Source organism: Gracilibacillus sp. Marseille-QA3620, assembly GCF_054950035.1.
In genome coordinates, this window is sequence record NZ_CM143102.1 from 3,267,736 (window position 1) to 3,287,401 (window position 19,666).

Sequence of the window (19,666 nt, forward strand, 5' to 3'; positions counted from 1 at the left end):
ATTCAATTCCTTGTATTCAAAAAAACGAATGATATGGAGGATTTTAATGAACAGTCGATTGACGAGAAGATTCTTGGCTATTTTCTTATGTTTGATGGTTATTGCGCCGTTTGGTCTGTCTTCAGATGTATCAGCGGGGAAGCTGAAGCCGCCGGGTGAAACCTTTACCCCTGGTGAGTGGTTCCTCGGTGACCGTCCACCAAATTACAATTCGTCGAAACCGCCCATTGTCTTTGTCCAAGGAAAGAACGGAAGCTCAACAAGCTGGTATGGGGAAACAACGTATCACGGTGTCAATGATATGTATACGAAGGCATATGATGCCGGATATCAGACCGTTTTCGTCCAGCTGTATGACGCAGCCGGCAATGGCTCTGAAAATCAATACACAAACGGGCGCCTGCTCGCCTCCATGCTCGGACAGATATCACGCCACTTTAACGGACAAAAAGTGAATATTATCGCCCACAGCAAAGGGGGACCTGATACCCAGGCAGCGCTGATTCACTACGGAGCCCACCCCTATGTGGGCAGGGTGATTACATTAGGCTCACCTCATCATGGCTCTGAGCTTGCAGACCTATCATACAGCTGGTATGCGGGATGGCTCGGGGAACTGCTTGGTCAGAATGATGCCGGCACCTATTCCCTTCAGGTCGGTGAAATGGCCAAATTCCGCTCCTCCACTGACAGCCATACGAACCGCAGCAAGAATAAATACTATACAGTAGCAGGAACAAACAAAGGCCCTGCCTTCTCTGCCCTAGCACTCGGCGGAGCCTACTTATCTTCCTTTGGTGCCAATGACGGCCTCGTCACAGCGACCAGTGCAAAGCTGCCATATGGCACACATTTATTCACCGACAGCACAATCGACCATGATAATATCCGCCAAGGCTCCAAAGTCTTTTCCCGAATTGAGCCTTATTTACGCAGTGCCGCTGTCAGCCAATTATCCGCTAATACCGAAACAGTCAATCAAATGGACACTTCCATTCATAGTGAATCCTCCAGTTATATCACCGGGGGCAAGCTCTCAGATAATCAATTAACGAAAAAAGAAATCTATGTCCCTGCCAAAACAACCGGAACCATCTCCGTCTACACAGCCAGCCATGACACGGCTGTCGAGCTGGTTGCACCAGACGGAACGGTTATGAAAGCTTCAGCCCCAATAAAAGATGAGACCATTCTTTCTGGCGCAAGCCTCTATTCATTCCAGCAGGTTGAGCTCGCTGAAGGCTCCTGGACGGTGCAAATGAAGGCAGCAAACACCAAGGATGCCTATCTGCTTGTATCCTCTTTTGACGAAGCTGGAAAGCTAGAGCTTGAAATGGCCGGAAAGGGCAAGGCTGATCAAACATCCTTCACCTTGAAAACACCGAAGCAAGCAGGATCAACAAGCCTTTCCATTAAATTCAGCGGACCGGATGGAAACGAACTTAAGCAAAATATCGTTCCTAAAACAGCAAACGGAGCCGCATACACAGCCAAGCTGCCGAAGGTTTCAAAACCGGGCGTTTACAATATGACTGTTGATGTTAAGACGAAGCATGCGAATGGCAAGGAATCAATCAGGACTATGGTACGGTCGGTTTATATTGAATAGATAAATAGAAGGGGCTGTCCCATAAGTCAATGAAGATTGACTTTTACGGGCAGCTCCTTCTTTCTCGTAAACGCCGATTTTTTATTTATCATTTATTACCAAGGTATTTTTTGATACAATAAATTTGCAGATTATTCTGTTTTTGGGTATATATACTCTAAATAAGAACATCGGAGGATGGTTATGAGGATGAGGAATTTATTAGTCGTGTGCCTTGGTATTATTATTATTACTGGTGTGATGGCGGGCTGCAGCAACGAAGCCGCATCACCTAAAGAGGAAGTTGAGAGTCAAACAAAAGCAAAGGACACTTCGGAACCGCAAACGAGCGAAGATCAAGAAGTGGATGAGGAAGAAAAGTCAGAAGCGGAAGAAAGTACAGCAATGGCAGCTGATGTGGGAAATGCAATCGATTATACTGAAGCATTAGACCCTAAGAAGCCGATTCCATTTGGTACATACATGAAAACAACCATCTATTCTACGGAAGATAAGAAATACCACCCTGTTTATGTGAAACTCAATAAAATCACAAGTGAAAGCGACAATAGTGAATATGTACAGAAAGCACTGGATGAAAACAATGAAGAAGGTAATGAATATGATGCAATCCACAAAGAAGATTTAGATTTACCTGATGATGTCGAACTGAACATAATAGACTATGAAGTAATGGTACCAAAAGAATTCCCAGCCTCTGAGTTTGGCGGTGTCACTGGAATTAATATCAGTTTTACAGCGGATAACCTAGAAGGCGGCGGAATCCCGAGTAATAATGGCGGATCAGTCTATCTCGCTTTAGGTGCAGCAGACAAACTGTTGAGTCCAGGAGATAGAGAGACGACGTTTATGCCAGGCAGCACGTATCCATTACGCGCCTATTATAGAATGGTAAAGGGATATGATGATTACCTGCTTGAAATAAACGCTTTTCCTGAAGGAAGTGATGGTCAAAGCGATATGAAAACAGCCTACTTTGCCATTAAATAACGGCTGCCATATAACCGCAAAAAGAACCTCCATTTTAATCCCGAAAATGGAGGTTCGTTATTTCAGTCTGTTTTCATAAGGGTACTGAAACCTTACGTAACTAGAGGTTCAATAAAAAGCCAGAAATTTATTTATACGATAACGTTCATCTTCCGCTAATCAAGCAGGAGCCAATGACCCGAAACTTCATCAATAGTATTCTGTTATCAATATTATTTTTAACGGAGCCTTATTATTACAACCTACATCAAAGAGTTTAAATCTCCCCAATTTATAATTATTAATCCAATTACAATACTATTTTTAAGAATATTCACCAACAATCTGTTATATTGACGATTTATAGCTTTATCTTCACTTATAAATATGGGTAAGTTAATGTTTTCATCAGACTTTTCTATGTATGTAAATGCTCCCCAGACTATAACTGCTATTAGTGGCAACGCAATAAATCCCTTTACATCATCACCTCCTAAAACAGTCCATTTATAGAACACTTGGAAGAAACCTAAAGTAAGAACTACTAGTGCTAAAATATTCATCATAATTTCTAAAGGCATTTTCTTTGAAGGTGACATTTTAGGCCTTTCCTCCTCTTATCCCAACGTTTCAACCAATTATTGAATTAGTATATTGATCTGCTTCAGTACGCAGTAATCTATTCTTTCTTTAGCCTGACCCGATAGCTGCATAATAAAAAAGAGCTGATTAAAGCCCTTGATATGAGATATTTCCCCAATTTGTATAAAGTTATCTAATCTTTACTTGTTTGATTATTCCATATACGATGACGATAGCCACACTAACGATTAAAGCTGGAAAGAGCCAATTTCCTAATGGATTCTCCAATCCTTGTGCAATGGTGATGATTTCAAATGAACTTAAAGCAAAAAAAAGTAAACAGATATTTTTTAAACGATTCATCCTTTTTCTGCTAACCAAATAAAATTCTTTGACATTATTTTCATTTAATCATTGAGGATAATTATGTTTCTCCAGAAACCTTTCTATCCATTGCATTAAACCTGCAACGAAGGCCCCTAAAATCGGCAATATAATCATTTCTACCTTTGGACCAAAGCGGTCAACTTCCCCCGCTGCATTGAAATGTGCTGGCACTTTTTCAGGAAGCGCACTCCAATTAATCATTAAAAAGACGATAGAGCCTGAATAAACTGTATAGCCAATGATATCCAAAGCCAACTCACTCTTCGTTCTTTGAATGTTTATTTTGGGTCTTTCCCAAGAATTTGATATCCCCTTTACCTCCTTACTTCTCCCAGCCTTTATTTGTTAACCTGTTTCTAATCCTGCTGTAAACCACAACACGGTAGTAGTTTAAGAATACTGAAATTTCTTACTGAAGCTGTCAAATGATTTACATGAAGAAAGGCAATAGGATAACGAAAAATCCAACCACCAATAGAATAGTCCCAAAGATTCGAGATAACCACTTTTCGTTCCCAGTAACACCATTCCACAAAACAACATTCACTAAAAAGAGAGCTTTTTTCTTGAGTACTAAAAGGCCAATAAACATAATAAATACGCCAATAAAGATGGTCATGATGATTTCCATTCCCCTTCACCTCCAAGAGTACGATAATATTAACAGCCTCTTTTATTTTAACATAAATTACCAATCAACCAACATCGTATCCATTCACCAATTGACACCCTAAAATGTTTAGTCTTTTTATCAAATTCTTTACGAAAGAACTTACATATGCTCATAAAGCACAGAGTATATGTAAATATATGGTATAATGGTTAGCAAGGAGTATTTTGGAATGGAGGCTGCCGAAAATGATTCTTTTGATTGGTCTAATTGTTACAGGAGTCATGATAGCTTTATATTTTAGCTATTTTGTGAAAGGGACAGGAAGCTTTTTAGACAGAAAAACAATGTTAAAGGAAGAATCAAGGATGGTAAGTTGTACAAAGTGTCATACAATCATGAAAAGACAAACGTATGGGCAACAATGTCCTGAATGCAGAGCATCTTTTTGAAACGTTCAGATTTCGATCTGAACGTTTTTAATTGCTGCTTCTTTTCTTGCAAATTAAATTGCGCAATAACTATACAATCTTAGAAAGAAGGAGGACGCACAGGTTTTGTGGGTCAAACTTATTATATAAATCATGCAACGTCCCATCGTTCACTACTCTACTAATGAATCAAATAAATGAAGTAAATCTTTTAGCTCTACTGGAAAGTCAAAGGGGTCTCCATCCTCATCATATAAATCTTCCATAATACTACGATCAATGATTTGCATGAAGTGAAGGAATCCATCTAGTACCGCCTGCTTCATAATCGAAACCGGAATCCACTCTGTACTCGTTTCGTCATATATTAATCTTACATGTGGATTGTCTTTATCAGCATTATTAACGAGTTTATTGTCCGCATGGCCCATAAAAATAATGAACTTTTCTTTATAGTTAAAAGTGTAATTACTGTAATAAAGCATAAGGTCTAACCATGTGCTGTGCAGATCATCTGTCGAGAGGATTACAGTACGATTTTCACCATCTATGATGAATGAAATTCCTCCATAGATAAATCCACTGTTCATCCTATATTGCCGCTTATAAACTTCTTTGCAGTATGAATCGTCCAGATTCACCCAATAATCGTTTTTACTATAGTCTATATACGGAAAATCCTGAAGATATGTTCTAATGCTGACATTGATGTTCATCACCCCATCTAATCATGATCTATTTGACAAACCGCAAGATTATTACAGGTACCACTACACCTATTTTAAACTACTTGCATCGTTTCCCATCAAAGAAAAACACCTACTTGCTTTAGCAGGTGCTCTTCTATATACATCTTTTATTAAGCAGTATATCCCGCCGTCTCCGACAAGTTCTATTGCCTTCTGGCAATATATCTTTACGAATAATTACTCATTTTCATAGCCTTCTTACTATGAATAAAATGAGTAAACTGCCATATTTTCAGCAAGTCATATGCCATATCGCTCGCTAAGCCTAATCCTTCCTTTATTCATTCTATTCATTTAAAGCATTACGCCCGCCGACAATTGGCAATGTAATTTCACTGCGAGTTGGTATTACAGTGATTTTTGTACCGGCTTTAGGACGAATCGTGTAGTCGTAATCGCTGGCAATAAGAACAATTCCAATCTGGTTCCCAGCCTTAAATACATAATCTTTAGGCTCCATTTCCCATTCAAATGTGTAATCCCTGCCCGGAACGATTGATTTAGACCGCTCTCTGGATTGGATGTTTTGCGGGTCCATCCAGCCGCGCGATACAATGACTGGTCTTGATTGACTGTAATCAACGAGCAAGGCCGTTAAATTGGCAACAGGACGGTCAATGCTAGCACGGATGCTGACTGCAGGGGTCCCGCTCAACCGAACTGAATCAGTTAATGCCGGCGTCACATAAGCCAACCGGTTAGCGGAATTTAATTCCGGGTCGACAATAAGTGTATTGGCCTTTTTCATTGGATCATCAATAATCGTTTGTTTGTTATGCGGCTGATTCGGAACAGGCTTCAGATGCAGGGCTCCTAAATCATTTCCCGTACCTGTCAAATGAAGTCTTGTCGGAGCAGAACCAGCTGCTGGCCAGCTTGTTTCCTTCGTCCAAGTTCTGTCCTCACGCTGAATATCTACAGCCGGCTCATTCATAACCCCATTTTCGATCCCATAGAGATAATAATCAAACCATCTATTTTGTAATTGAGGCCAGTTATTGCCGGATGGGCTTGAATGGCCCCCCTGATGGAGCCATAATCTGCGAGGCACATCATTTTCTCCTAATGCTTCCCACCACTGTGAGAATTGCTTTGTTTTAACATTCCAATCATTCAGCCCATGAACAACGAGAACACCGGCCTCGATATTCTTGACATCCTTCACATAATCACGGTCTGCCCAGAATTCACTGTAGTCCCCTGTTTCTCTGTCCAGTCCAGCTGTTAACTCTGCCATGACATCTTTACATACCTGAGGATTTTCACGAGTAAGGACAGCTTCAGCCATATTGTCCGCATCTTCACCTTGATAGCCTCCAGGAGCGATAACTGCTCCGTTGGCGCGATAATAGTCATACCAGCTGCTAATCGCGGCAACTGGGATAATCGCTTTTAGTCCATCCACACCTGTGGCAGCAACTGCATTCGGCAAAGTTCCATTGTAGGAAGTACCTGTCATCCCCACATTGCCTGTGGACCAATCTGCAGAAACCTCTCTCCCATCTCCTGTATAAGCTTTTGCCCGCCCATTCAGCCAATCAATAACCGCTTTCGTTCCAAGAATTTCACGTTCATCCCCTGTTGTTGGACACCCATCCGACTTGCCTGTCCCAATACTCTCTGCCAGAATAACTCCATAACCTCGAGGGACATAGTAATTCCCCAAAGAACCAAGATTGGCAGCCTGTCCATTTGCAAGCGCGAATGGCTTTCCTCCTCGACCATTCCCAGGGTGTTTAACAGGATTTAACTCCACATCTACATCATAAACAGGAACATTTAGGATTCCGGAGCGATAGGGACTCATTTCATAAATGACGGGGACTTTAACACCGGGTTCTGTTTTTGGACGGTACACTTTAATAGACACACGGTCACGTTTCCCATCTCTGTCGCTGTCTATCTCAGTCTCAACGAACAATTCCTCCACTATCGCCTCGTCAGTAGAATAGATTGGTTTTGTCATTCCATTTTCCAGTTCAATTCTCGTAGCGTCTGAAGCAGTTTCCGGGATCAGCCCATTCAGCGGCATCCCCTTCCACTCTAGAACATTCGCCTTAGCTGCTGGTTCTAGCGAAGCGGGTAGATTTTGGCTGTTTGCTGCTTCCGCCGACCATGAATCTACACCAGCTACTAATGTAAGAGACAGAACAGAACACAAACTGATTGAAAGTACTTTTTTCCTCAAATTTCTCCCCCCATATCATCGAAATATCGGCAGTTTCTACCATATTTAATGATATAGTTAAATATTCAAAGTTTTTGTATTAACCTGTCGAACAACCAAAAACGGGATAATAGTAATAGGCAGAAACAATCAAAAGCGCAATAGCCCTGTTTCAATTATAGAAACAAGGCTTTTTATAAGTTCATAAGAAAAAGGAAAAATAGTTGAATAATCCTTTTTCATTCTTTCGGGGTATCTATTTATCAAGTTCCCATTCCTTTGATGGGTCTTACATATTAGTGACTGTCCGCAAACTCATCAAGTAGCTGCTCAACCTTAGAATCTCTTTTAACAACTTATCCTCCAACTTCATCATCCGCTATGTCGTATTTGAATAAGAGCTATCACCACTCTTCTATTAGATTAATTGCATGGTATCGCTATAAAGAAAAACACCTGCTTGCATTGGCAGGTGCTCTTCAATACACGTTTTATTTTATTGAGCAGTATATCCGCCGTCTACGACAATTTCCGCTCCAGTCATAAAGGTATTTTCGATGGCGAAAATGATAGCATGCGCAATTTCTTCCGGTTTTCCAAGACGTTCGATTCCTTTTGAGAGCGGATGAAGTGATTTTAACATTTCGATTCCTTCCGCTCCTGCCACGTCCTCATTTACCATGCCCGTAATAATATAGCCTGGGTGGATACTATTCACGCGTATATTATGCGGTGCGAATTCTACTGCCATCGACTTCGTCATTAATCTTACTGCACCTTTGCTGATGTTATAGAAACAAGCACCCGCTGAACCGACTAAACCGAGAATAGAAGAAACGTTAATGACCGCTCCGCCTGTGCCTTGCGCAACCATTTGGCGGATTGCTTCACGGCTGCAGTAGAATACACCGTTTTGGTTAACGCCAATGTATTTCTCATATTCAGCTGTTGGAAGGTCCAGTGTACTGCCTCCACCGCCAATCCCCGCATTAGCAACCATAATATCAAGGTGACCATATTTCTCCACCACATATGATACCATTTCTTTCACTTGAGTCTCATCTGATACATCGACCTTAACGAATTCAACATTTAATTCCTCTGCAGTTTGATTTCCCAAGTCTTCATTAAAATCTGCAATGACTGGTATCCCGCCTTTTTTCAGGATCGCTTTAACAGCTTCTTTTCCTATTCCATTTGCTCCACCTGTAACAATCGCAACTTTACCTTGGATTTCAAACATGCTAACATCTCTCCTCTTCTTTGTATTTTTAGATAAAGAGTGTATTTTATCAGAATAATCACTCATAAATATTCTAATAATTTTTTAACTGCTAGTCATGCAAGTCTTTGGTTGTCTTTTCAATCGAAAAACTCCTATAAGTATAGCGTATACCATAAAAGCTACTTATTGTTTTATGTACGAGATTATTCATCAGATAAAAGAAATATTAGTTATATTAAAAAAATAAATCTCCTAGACTCTCCTATCTATTTGATTACCTTAATCTACATATAGACAGGAAAGATATCTACGTTTAAAGTGCCATATATAGGAGGAAACATAGATGAAACATTATGAGAATTACCCTGTAAGAAGGAAATCCAAAGGCACGGCTTATGCAGTTTGGTTCTTCTTAGGACTGCTTGGAGGACATCAATTCTACTTACGTAATTATGGCATGGGCATTCTTTATCTCTTCACCGGCGGTTTCTTCGGTATCGCTTTGCTCATTGACGCATTACGTCTAAGCAAAATGGTAGATGAGTATAACTACAGATTCGCACGAGTGCATCATCACTATAGGGGTAATGTAAATACCACCACTAACAATAATAGCAACAATATCATTATCATCAATAATGTGACCATAAATGCAACAAAGGTTGAAACAAGAGAATAGACGTTTAGGATGACTAATGTCTATCATCGGGACGTTATTTAATGCAAACATACCTCAATCGAGTTTGGTAATAAATTTACAGCACCCAAAACTGAATGATGGATGGAAATTTTACTAAAAAAAGCTGAACTATAATCAAGCTTAAGCGGTACTTGATTATAGTTCAGCTTTTTTTAATTACCTCCTACTACTAGATTGATTATATATAATTTTTTCTAAATTTATACTTGATCTATAAGTCCTTATTATCTTGCTCTAACTTCACCAACTGCTCCGTCTTAACCGCAAACTCAATCCCAAGTTGGCCGATACGCTACGATAGAATCTGAATCACCTCATTTCCGTCCACGTTCATTGCTTCGCACCTCCTTCAATTAAAAGTCGTAAGTCCCGTGCCGTATGCTGAAGATGGCTGTGTTTGGTGATGTGTATTCCGGCGTGACAATCGGCTCGCCTTTATCGTTTAACTATCCTTCACCGGGAATGTAGTCGATAAATTGCCCGTGTCCATCGTGTGCTTGAACGTTTTCCGCAATGAAAATATTGTCATATTTTATATAAAATTGTAATATTGTAAATGAGTTGTTCTCTATAGCTTAACAACGAAGAAAATGATAAAAAGTAGGGAGATAGAATCTAGTGAATCAACCATTAATTAATATTGAACGTAAATTCAGACCCGAAATCGAAGGATTACGCGTTGTCGCGGCATTACTGGTAGCGGTTTATCATATATGGTTTAATCGTGTTTCTGGTGGGGTTGATGTATTCTTTGTAATTTCAGGTTTTCTTATTACTACTTCAATAATTTCCACAATTAATCGAACAGGGGAATTTCGTTTTCGGCCATATGTCACAAAGTTAATGAAAAGATTACTTCCTTCTGTATTTTTTATTCTTGCAATTGTTCTGGTTTTGAGTCAGTTTTTATTACCTAAATCAATTTTAGATAAAACTATACAGGAAGTATTTGCCTCAATGTTTTTTTATCAAAACTGGCAACTAGCTTTTTCGAGCACGGATTATTTAGATTCCACCCAAATGAAAACACCTGTTGAACACTTTTGGGCTTTGTCTATACAAGGACAATTTTATATAATTTGGTTTTTAATATTTACTTTAATTTTATTTTTAATAAAAAAATATAAATTAACTAAAGTTAAAACATTAATAAATACTGTTTTAGGAGTATTATTTGTTTCTTCTTTTATATACTCAGTATATTTAACATCTGTCAATCAGCCATGGGCTTATTTCATTACGATGACACGTGTGTGGGAATTTGCTTTAGGTAGTTTGCTCTGTATCAATTTATCGTCAATTAAGGTAAATAAATTTACTGCTGCAGTGGTAGGTTGGCTGGGATTAATCGGTTTAATTTTAACTGGAATAGTTTTCAATGTATCTGAGATGTTTCCAGGGTATATTGCCTTATGGCCAATGACCTGCGCATTATTCATTGTTTTATCTGGAGCACGCGATACAAAATATGGTGTCAAACGCTTTTTAGGTTCAACTGTAATGGTAAGGCTAGGCGGAATTGCTTTTGGAATCTACTTGTGGCATTGGGTATTATTAGAATTCTATCGTTATAATGTCCAAGAAACTCCGGGATTTATCGTTGGAACTCTTATTATCATTTCATCAATTGCCCTTTCGTTTTTGATGACAAAATATATAGAAGAGCCAATTCGAAGCTCAAAGGACAATAAGTTCTCATTTAAGAGATTAGGGATAATGGGCAGTGTAAATGTACTCTTAATTGCATCGCTATTTATTGGGGCATATATAGATCAAAATAGACTGGAAAACAAAATAACGGATAAAAATTATCCCGGAGCGTTAGCTGCGAAAAATCCTGATGGTATACCTGATCAAGAACCAATACCTTCATTTTCTGAAGTCTTTAATGATTTACCACAGGCGCATTTGGATGGCAGTAATCAGGAGTTAGATGACAGCGACTTAAAGATAGGAGAATATGGAAAAACTAAAAATTACGATGCTACAATTGCTCTGATTGGCAGTTCTCATTCAGAACATTGGTTAGGGGCAATATTAGAAGCCACAAAAGATGAAAATTATCGAGTCTTGAGTTTGACTCGTTCAGGTACACGATTTTCAACAGGGTATTCGGATAATGATTTAAAAGGTATCTGGAACAATAATGTTAAAGATTATCTAAAGCATGCAGATGTAGATCTTATCGTTGCACAAGCCACAGCTTCTGATACGTCTAATAATAAAATACAACAACAAATGGTTGGTCAGCTGCAGTCTGTTAAAGATGAATATGGGATTGAAGTATTAGCTATTCGTGATGTTCCTAGATATAGTTTTAATGTATTGGAATCATTAGAAACAGGTGGACTAGAACACACTACAAAAAGAATGAATTCAGAAGATAATCAGAAAGACGAAAGCTTTTGGAGACAATTTGAAAATAAAAATGAATCATTAAATAAAATTGACTTAACTGATTACTTAAGAGTAAATGGAAAATTCCAGCCTGTTATTGGTAATATTATAATTTACCGAGATAATAGACATTTAACGAATACTTATTCTGAAAGTTTCGGGCCTATATTTGATGAAAAAATCAACGAGATACTCAAAGACTAACTATGTTTAAAGGAAATATAGTTAAAGGAAAATTTATTTGAAGTATAATGTGTTGGTTATCTTTTTATCTTGATTTAAAAAATCTAAGTTCTGTGAAAAGAAAAGGCCGAGGCTGAAGTGCACCCCAAAAGTTCAGAGTCAAAATCTGGAGTGACCCCTAAAAGTTAGACATGGTTATTTCATTAGGCAGCTTGGGTAAAATGAGTTCGGTACTGCACCGGACTCATTTTTAATTTTGCCTTCATGCGTTTCGTGTTGTAATAGTTTATGTAATTTTCTAATTCAAATTTAAACTGTTCTATACTTTCAAATTCCTTTAAATAAAGGAATTCAGACTTCATGATGCCAAAGAAATTCTCCATCACGGAATTGTCATAACAATTCCCTTTGCGAGACATACTTTGCACAATGCCTCTTGATTTAAGGGCCTGGCGATACTGTTTCATTTGATAATGCCAACCTTGATCTGAATGTATCAGTAGCTGGTGTTCCTCTGACAAACGATCTATAGCCTTTTCTAACATCTCTGAAACAAGTGAAAAGGTTGGTCTAGAGCCAATTGTGTAGGTAATGATTTCACCATTAAACAAATCTAATACAGGCTATAAATACAGCTTCTCGCCCAATAATTTAAATTCTGTAATATCCGTTACCCACTTCTCATTTGGCGCTTCCGCTGTAAAGTTACGATCCAAAATATTTGGTGCGATTTTACCGACCTTACCTTTATAAGATTTATATTTCTTCATACGAACGACGCATTTTAAACCAAGTTCTTTCATAATGCGTTGAACTTTCTTATGATTCACTTTTCGCCCACGATTCGCCAACCCATCACGAATACGACGATACCCATAACGCCCTTCGTGCTCCCCATAAATCGCTTGAATTTCATCCTTTAACTCGGCATCTGGATCAGGTCGATTCATCTTTTTTACTAAATTGTAATACGTGCTGCGTGGAATGTCCGCGAATGAAACAAGTGCCTTCACCGTGTATTTATGCCTTAATTCATAGATGACCTTTACTTTGTCTTCTTTGGTGATTTTCCCTTGGCTTGAACTAAGGCGTTCAACTTTTTTAAATACCCACTCATTTTCCATACGCAAACGATCAATTTCTGCTTGAAGTGCTTCTGTAGAGCCTTTTACCGGTACTGATTTTGGCTGTATCGTTGAATCTTTTTTCATGGATGGATGCCCCTTTTTCTTTGATTGAAGGGCACTGAATCCTTTTGTTTCAAATTGTTTCTTCCATTCTCGAAGAGAAGTAGGAGATGCTATTTTAAAGATAGCCGCTGTTTCAGTTAAGGACGTACCATTTTCAATCATAAAATTTAGTACGTCTAGTTTAAACTGTGTTGAATAATTTGTATATCGTTTTATAAAAGCTTCTACACCATTGTATTGATATTGTTTAGCCCATTTAAGAATCGCTTTATGATCTATTCCAATTGATTTAGCAATCTCATGGGAACTTTCATTGCCCTCTAAGTAACGTAGTGCTGCCTGTAATTTTTCTTCTGATGTATATTTCGCCATAAAAAACTGCTCCTCCAATTGTTAAATGTGTCTAACAATTGGAGAGCAGTTCATTCGAATATGTGATGCGCGTTTAGTGCCTCAAGAGTATTGGCGCTTAGTCGTTTCCGCAAAATGTGTCACATGAATTCGTAATCGCTGATCGTCATTGCCCGTAGGCCCACCGCCTTCATTTGCTTAAGGACGGTTGAGAGCACTTTATCAATCGAGTAACATTTTTGTGGATTTGCGTTAGAGGCGATGCTCTGAACAGATCGGATAAATCCGTCTGAACAACGAGTGATGCTTTACGTTTGGTCATAAGAAAAAAGCCTCCTTATTCGCCAGTTGACCGGTACATTGACCGTATCAATCCAACGTATAAGAAGGCTTTGTTTCAACGTTTTCCAACGTTTTAGTAGCGTCCCAGGAGAGATTCGAACTCCCGACCGACGGCTTAGAAGGCCGTTGCTCTATCCAGCTGAGCTACTGGGACATGATAAGAAGTATGTAATTCGTTTTTCTTTTTTGTCATCATCGCCTGACGACATTTATTATTATATCTGCTGTCCACCGTTAAGTCAATAACTTTTTTGAAAAAGTTTTTTTAAGTTTTTTCGGTGAAGGAGAGGATGAATCTCCTTCACCTACTATACAACTTTTTTGCGTTTTAGGAAAGGGTTGTTTTTAAATGCCAGCTTGGTAATTTTTCCCCATCCAATGTGTAGAAATCAACGATTGCCTTGTTTCCTTGTTTTTCGAGGATCGCGTATGTTTTGTACCGGCTGCCTTTTGGCAGGCGAATGCTGCCAGGGTTGATAAAGAGGCAGTCATCGATTTTTTCAGCCCCTGCGATGTGGGAGTGACCGAAGCAGACGATCTCTGCGCCCATTTCTTTCGCTTTGAGGCTCAAGTTGAGCAAGGTGGATTTCACATTAAATAGGTGTCCATGTGTAACATAGATAGACCATGTATCTAAGCTGATAACACTATCGGTCGGGAAATCATCACCAAAGTCGCAGTTGCCTTGTACAGCTGCATAAGGCTTAATGACATCATCCTCTTGAGACAGCTCCGAATCGCCGCAGTGGATAAAGATGTCTACATCATCCTTATGGCGGGCATATAGCTCGTGCAGTTCATCATAGAGTCCATGGCTGTCACTGACGATCAATGCTTTCATCCAAGCTTCGCCTCCAATGCTTTTAAGGCATTGGCACGGTGGCTGATTTTGTTCTTCACAGCCGGCTCTAGATTAGCCATGACCGTTTCTTTCTCGGGTACATAGAAGATTGGATCGTAGCCGAAGCCGTACTCACCCTGAGGCTCACGGGCGATATAGCCTTCACATGTTCCTGATACAGTAATGGTGCCGATTTCTGGACCGACCATCGCTATGGCACAATAAAATCTTGCCGTCCGCTTTTCGTCAGGAACGTCCTTCATTTCCTCTAGCACCTTTTCATAGTTTTCCCGGTCATTTTTAGCTGGTCCGGCATAGCGTGCGGAATACACGCCTGGACGGCCGTCCAGAGCGTCAATGATGAGCCCTGAGTCATCAGATAGGACGGTCATATTCATTTGCTCAGAGATCGCTTTCGCCTTCAGGATGGCATTCTCCTCAAAGGTTGTGCCTGTTTCCTCCACATCAATGGCGTCCTCGATATCGAGCAATGTCAGCACCTTGATGCCTTTTGGGGCGAAGAGTGCTTCAAACTCCTTCGCTTTCCCTTTATTCTTCGTTGCGATTAAAACGGTTTTCATAGTCTCTCTCCTCTCAAGATAAGAAAAAGCGCAGAATCTACGCTTTTACTTGATTTTCTCGGCAATCGGCCCTAATGCTTCCTTTTGCGCCGCAAATAATTGATGGATTCCTGCAGTCGCTAAATCAAGCAATTCATTTAATTGGGCACGGGTGAACGTCGCTTCCTCACCAGTTCCCTGTAATTCTACGAATTCCTCCGCTCCGGTCATGATCACATTCATGTCAACGAGTGCACGGGAGTCTTCATGATAGTTTAAGTCAAGAACGGCACCCAGCTCTTCAATGATTCCAACAGAGGTCGCAGCCAGGTATGATTTAAGCGGGAATGAAGCAATTCTGCCTGCTTCCTGCAATTTATGAAGCGCAAGTGCCATGGCAACGAATGCGCCGGTAATAGAAGCTGTGCGTGTTCCTCCGTCCGCCTGGATGACATCACAATCAATCCAGATGGTCTTCTCGCCTAACGCTTCAAGGTCAACAACCGCGCGGAGAGCTCGTCCGATCAGACGCTGGATTTCCATCGTTCTGCCGGTCACCTTCCCTTTTGTTGATTCCCTCATTGTCCGCTGCTCAGTCGCACGCGGAAGCATGGAATACTCAGCTGTGATCCAGCCTTTCCCTTCCCCGCGCATGAATGGCGGAACACGGTCATCCACACTCGCTGTGCAGATAACCTTCGTATCACCCACAGAAATCAGCACTGAGCCTTCCGGATGTTTAATATAATTCGTTTCTATATGTACGGGTCTTAACTCCTCAATTTTTCGACCATCAAATCTCATAAGTACCTCCTAATATGTTCCCATCATGCTTAAGTTTAGCATACCCTTTTTTAATTAAAAAGCATCCAAGACAATTGGGAGCAAAAAAGGCAAACCCGCACGCGCAGGCTTGCCCTTTCTCTCAATATTCGCCTGTGTTTAAGTTTTCCGGACGGGAGACTGGCTCGGTTAATTTCTTGCCGTCCTCCTGCATTAAATCATATTCCCCATTCACCTGGACGTCCACCTTTTCAATCCCTTTCTGTTCTGTTAAGGATAGGACCAATTCATTCAGCAGATGCTGAGATACGACCTTCTCCTCCCCATCAAAGCTTGAATAGATGGATTCATTGAAATTCAGACTGACGACACCATCCTTCACGCTTGGTTCATCGAGAAGCTCTGTATCGGGCCTGAATTCACTCACAAGCGGTGTAGAGTAGCCCGGCCCCTTAATCAAGCTCGCAAGGACCGCTTCCACATCCCCCTCCGCATTACTGATGCGCTTTGTCACAGGCACATAGTAATAATTATCTGTATCACCGGCCATGAAGTAGACCGTTACTGGACGCGTGTTCATAATGTCGCTAGATTCCGATGTATCTGTATTGATGCCCATATTTCTTGATGTATTGCTAGGGATGGCCGTTTTATTGACCGGCATTTCCTTCAGGGCTGTACCTTCAATTTGCAGCTTCACCTTCTTCACACCTTCAAACTGTGTGAGTGTCCAGGTGACGGCCTCCAGAATACTTGTCTCTTCCTCTGCCTTATATTCCTTAAACTCCTTCGAGAAGTCGACCGTTGCTACACCATCTTTAATATCAACGCTATTGATGCTTGTATCAGGCGGTAAGACGGCCTTGAAACCATTTGGAAGAATCTCGCTTACCGGGTCGTTGGCAACCATGTATTCAAGTGCCTGCTTGGCCTCATTTTCTGCTTTCGGAAGGGTCAATGTCTGTGGGACGACATAGCCGTTCGCATCAATCAGGTAGATCTCCGTTTGACTTGTACCTGCCTTTTCGCCTTTCTCCTCTGCTTTTTCAGCACCCTCTTCCTTGGCAGCCGCATCCTTTTCTTCTACCGTTCCGTCGCTCGTTTCTGTTTCAACATTCGCGGTTACCTCAGTCTCCGTTGAGTCCTCTAAGTATGCAATATCCTGCGGTGGGTCTATTTCTTCCTTCTTTTGAAAATCAAGCATCCCGCATCCCGATGCCAATGTGGTGGTCACAAGCAACGTGGCTGCTAATGCCGATTTTGTTCGTTTAGGCATACACCATACCTCCTCAGACTGTTTGTACTACATTTATACGAGGCTTGGCTTATTTTATGCCATCTTCCAAAAGAAAAAGTTCCGTGCATCCAACAAAAAAATCTCCCGTCAGGAGATTTTTTCTATAGAGATTTCTCTCACATATTCAGTGATGTAAGTTTAGCATGTTCAACCGTCTCAACCGTTTCTCCAAGCCATGAATAAGCAATGGATTTGAAGATTCTGCGGGAGCCTGTCGTATAAAAACGATAAGCAGGCTCTTCATTATCCAAATTCAGCATGCCAGTATGTTCAAGCAGCACGCTTGCTTCCCTGGCCGTTTCCTCGCTGGATGAGATTACTGTGACATATGACCCCATATAATTAGAGATGGGCTCCTTTAATAATGGATAATGGGTGCAGCCAAGAATGAGCGTATCCATGCTGCGATTCTTGAGCGGCTTCAAGGTTTCAGCCACAATTTTCTTCGCAATCGCACTATTCCATTCCCCGGATTCAACCAAAGGGACGAATTTCGGGCAGGCCAATGATTCAAGATGCACCTTTGGTTGGATGCTTAATAGAGCTTTATTATAGGCTTTGCTCTTGATGGTTCCGGCTGTGCCGATAATTCCGATATTCCTATTTTTAGAGACATCAATAGCCGCACGGGCACCTGGCTGAATGACACCGAGGACAGGAATGGGAAGCTTTTCCCTCATCTCCTCAAGCACAGCAGCCGTCGCTGTATTGCAGGCTATGATGAGCATCTTGATATTATGCTCAAGCAGGAAATTCGCCATCTCCCATGTGTATTGGCGTACTTCCTCCATCGGGCGCGGCCCGTAAGGACATCTTGCCGTGTCACCTAAGTAGATTAAGTTTTCATTGGGAAGCTGACGGATAAATTCCTTTAATACCGTTAAACCGCCAACCCCTGAGTCAATCAGACCGATTGGGTTCTGTCTATCCACTTCATATCGCCTCTATCTACATAATGCGTTTCTTTATCATGTACCGGTTCATTTTTATGAAACCTGGACTCTGTTTACTTTATCATTTGTCTGTGTTTTTTCCAACCCGTAAGGAGCACAAAAAAAAGAGAGCTTCGGCATGAAATCCAGCTCCCTGTCATGTGTGAAGGGGAAGCTGAACATCGCCTCTGCTCTTTCATTATATGGACTCATAAGGATTTGGACCAGAACCGCTCACTCTTTAAAGGAAAAGAGTGTCTATGTGCTTTTATAGTTCCAGCTCACCCATCCGAAGAAGTTCAACGACCGCTTGGGAACGGCCTTTTACGCCCAATTTCTGCATCGCATTGGATATGTGATTTCTCACGGTTTTCTCACTAATGAATAGATCCTTGGCGATTTCTTTCGTGGTTTTGTCCTGTACCAATAACTCAAATACTTCTCTTTCTCTTTTTGTGAGTAAAGGCTTGTGAGTGAAATCGTTCTCCTTCAACTATTGTAACCCTCCTTGCTGCCAGCCATAACCTTAGGATTGGGTATATATTTAGTCAAAATAGTGTATGTGATAGGTTGATAAGGAGTGACTATTTTGGAGAACCTCTTCAGGCTTTTTCAACATTTGTTTGAGGATGTTTATGGACGCTCTTTTGGAACAATTCCTTCATCTCATCTGTCCACGGGACAGACTTGCCCGTATGCCTAGAAATTTGAACAACCGTTCCCCGCCCGGTAAAGCAAGGGTTGCCGTCCTCCCGCATTCCCGCATAATGAATATCAACAGAGGAGCTGCCCACTTTCTCTGCTTTTACCATGATATGGATATTTTCGTCAAAGAATACTTGCTGAAGATAATCACATTGCAGATCGGCGACGACAGGGATGGTTTCTTTTCTTGTATCGACCCAATCCTGCATGAACCCCAAGCTCTTAAAATATTCAATCCTTGCTTGCTCAAAGTACGTAAATGGAACAGTATTGTTCAGGTGACCGAACATGTCCGTCTCAGAGAATCTCACCTTAATTGGATAACTGAAGGAGAAGCCCTCCATCCATTTTTTCATGTCATTTATATAACCAATCTTGCCCATGCATTTTTGCCCCTCTCTATAAATGAATGACTATTCATTCATTATATATAAAAACTAGCAAAAATGTCATTATTTTTACAATCAAAGAGGGACAAACCCATAAAAAAGACTGTTTTCCTTTATCATTCCAGCATAAAATTTTTTCACCTGACAACAACTTCTTCATTCTTGAAATCTATGAAAATATCATGATAGGATAGTTAAATCAGTTTGTGTGGAGATATTGGTCACCCTACGGCCAAAAATATATGTCTTGCGATACGTCTGCCATCT

Annotated in this window: 18 protein-coding genes, 1 tRNA gene and 1 pseudogene; 4 read left to right on the plus strand and 16 right to left on the minus strand. The window is 40.6% G+C overall.

The window, feature by feature from the left end; translation table 11 throughout:
* Nucleotides 1–46: 46 nt before the first annotated feature.
* Nucleotides 47–1,609, plus strand: coding sequence for an esterase/lipase family protein (locus tag ACY8DX_RS16460; protein WP_462405615.1), 1,563 nt, complete (start codon nucleotides 47–49; stop codon nucleotides 1,607–1,609).
* Between the two features lie 189 nt (nucleotides 1,610–1,798).
* Nucleotides 1,799–2,599, plus strand: coding sequence for a hypothetical protein (locus ACY8DX_RS16465; RefSeq protein ID WP_439803223.1), 801 nt, complete (start codon nucleotides 1,799–1,801; stop codon nucleotides 2,597–2,599).
* Between the two features lie 242 nt (nucleotides 2,600–2,841).
* Here ACY8DX_RS16465 and ACY8DX_RS16470 read toward each other — a convergent pair whose 3' ends face one another.
* From ACY8DX_RS16470 to ACY8DX_RS16500, 7 genes are all read right to left on the minus strand, one after another.
* Complete coding sequence (locus tag ACY8DX_RS16470; RefSeq protein WP_049669961.1) at nucleotides 2,842–3,177, minus strand: hypothetical protein; 336 nt, start codon at nucleotides 3,175–3,177, stop codon at nucleotides 2,842–2,844.
* Between the two features lie 172 nt (nucleotides 3,178–3,349).
* Nucleotides 3,350–3,523, minus strand: coding sequence for a hypothetical protein (locus ACY8DX_RS16475; protein ID WP_462405616.1), 174 nt, complete (start codon nucleotides 3,521–3,523; stop codon nucleotides 3,350–3,352).
* Between the two features lie 48 nt (nucleotides 3,524–3,571).
* On the minus strand, nucleotides 3,572–3,796 hold the full coding sequence (locus tag ACY8DX_RS16480) for a DUF1648 domain-containing protein (protein ID WP_462405617.1): 225 nt from the start codon (nucleotides 3,794–3,796) through the stop codon (nucleotides 3,572–3,574).
* A gap of 181 nt (nucleotides 3,797–3,977) precedes the next feature.
* On the minus strand, nucleotides 3,978–4,178 hold the full coding sequence (locus ACY8DX_RS16485) for a hypothetical protein (protein WP_049669960.1): 201 nt from the start codon (nucleotides 4,176–4,178) through the stop codon (nucleotides 3,978–3,980).
* 583 nt (nucleotides 4,179–4,761) lie between these two features.
* Entirely contained in the window at nucleotides 4,762–5,178 is a 417-nt protein-coding gene (locus tag ACY8DX_RS16490; protein ID WP_462405618.1) for a hypothetical protein, read from the minus strand.
* Between the two features lie 445 nt (nucleotides 5,179–5,623).
* On the minus strand, nucleotides 5,624–7,525 hold the full coding sequence (locus ACY8DX_RS16495) for a Xaa-Pro dipeptidyl-peptidase (protein ID WP_462405619.1): 1,902 nt from the start codon (nucleotides 7,523–7,525) through the stop codon (nucleotides 5,624–5,626).
* Nucleotides 7,526–8,000: 475 nt separating this feature from the next.
* Nucleotides 8,001–8,747 (minus strand): SDR family NAD(P)-dependent oxidoreductase, encoded by a 747-nt coding sequence (locus tag ACY8DX_RS16500; RefSeq protein ID WP_462405620.1) that lies wholly within the window; start codon nucleotides 8,745–8,747, stop codon nucleotides 8,001–8,003.
* Between the two features lie 325 nt (nucleotides 8,748–9,072).
* Here ACY8DX_RS16500 and ACY8DX_RS16505 point away from each other — a divergent pair, with 325 nt between their 5' ends.
* On the plus strand, nucleotides 9,073–9,408 hold the full coding sequence (locus ACY8DX_RS16505) for a TM2 domain-containing protein (protein WP_049669955.1): 336 nt from the start codon (nucleotides 9,073–9,075) through the stop codon (nucleotides 9,406–9,408).
* 639 nt (nucleotides 9,409–10,047) lie between these two features.
* Nucleotides 10,048–12,030, plus strand: coding sequence for an acyltransferase family protein (locus ACY8DX_RS16510; RefSeq protein ID WP_462405621.1), 1,983 nt, complete (start codon nucleotides 10,048–10,050; stop codon nucleotides 12,028–12,030).
* A 182-nt stretch (nucleotides 12,031–12,212) separates the two neighbouring features.
* On the opposite strand, the pseudogene ACY8DX_RS16515 reads toward ACY8DX_RS16510, so the two are convergent.
* From ACY8DX_RS16515 to ACY8DX_RS16555, 9 genes and pseudogenes are all read right to left on the minus strand, one after another.
* Nucleotides 12,213–13,571: pseudogene (locus tag ACY8DX_RS16515) on the minus strand (IS3 family transposase).
* A gap of 401 nt (nucleotides 13,572–13,972) precedes the next feature.
* Nucleotides 13,973–14,046: transfer RNA gene (locus ACY8DX_RS16520), tRNA-Arg, on the minus strand.
* Nucleotides 14,047–14,220: 174 nt separating this feature from the next.
* Nucleotides 14,221–14,733, minus strand: a complete 513-nt coding sequence (locus ACY8DX_RS16525) for a metallophosphoesterase family protein (protein ID WP_049669953.1) — start codon at nucleotides 14,731–14,733, stop codon at nucleotides 14,221–14,223.
* Nucleotides 14,730–15,314, minus strand: coding sequence for an XTP/dITP diphosphatase (locus ACY8DX_RS16530; protein ID WP_049669952.1), 585 nt, complete (start codon nucleotides 15,312–15,314; stop codon nucleotides 14,730–14,732). The genes ACY8DX_RS16525 and ACY8DX_RS16530 overlap by 4 nt, the downstream gene beginning before the upstream one ends.
* Before the next feature lie 45 nt (nucleotides 15,315–15,359).
* The gene (gene rph, locus ACY8DX_RS16535; protein WP_049669951.1) at nucleotides 15,360–16,097 is read right to left on the minus strand and encodes a ribonuclease PH; all 738 of its coding nucleotides are present in this window, start codon (nucleotides 16,095–16,097) and stop codon (nucleotides 15,360–15,362) included.
* A 121-nt stretch (nucleotides 16,098–16,218) separates the two neighbouring features.
* Entirely contained in the window at nucleotides 16,219–17,352 is a 1,134-nt protein-coding gene (locus tag ACY8DX_RS16540; RefSeq protein ID WP_462405622.1) for a GerMN domain-containing protein, read from the minus strand.
* 137 nt (nucleotides 17,353–17,489) lie between these two features.
* Entirely contained in the window at nucleotides 17,490–18,305 is an 816-nt protein-coding gene (gene racE, locus ACY8DX_RS16545) for a glutamate racemase (RefSeq protein WP_049669949.1), read from the minus strand.
* A 268-nt stretch (nucleotides 18,306–18,573) separates the two neighbouring features.
* On the minus strand, nucleotides 18,574–18,798 hold the full coding sequence (locus tag ACY8DX_RS16550; RefSeq protein ID WP_049669948.1) for a helix-turn-helix domain-containing protein: 225 nt from the start codon (nucleotides 18,796–18,798) through the stop codon (nucleotides 18,574–18,576).
* Nucleotides 18,799–18,907: 109 nt separating this feature from the next.
* The gene (locus tag ACY8DX_RS16555) at nucleotides 18,908–19,393 is read right to left on the minus strand and encodes an acyl-CoA thioesterase (protein ID WP_049669947.1); all 486 of its coding nucleotides are present in this window, start codon (nucleotides 19,391–19,393) and stop codon (nucleotides 18,908–18,910) included.
* Nucleotides 19,394–19,666 lie beyond the last annotated feature (273 nt).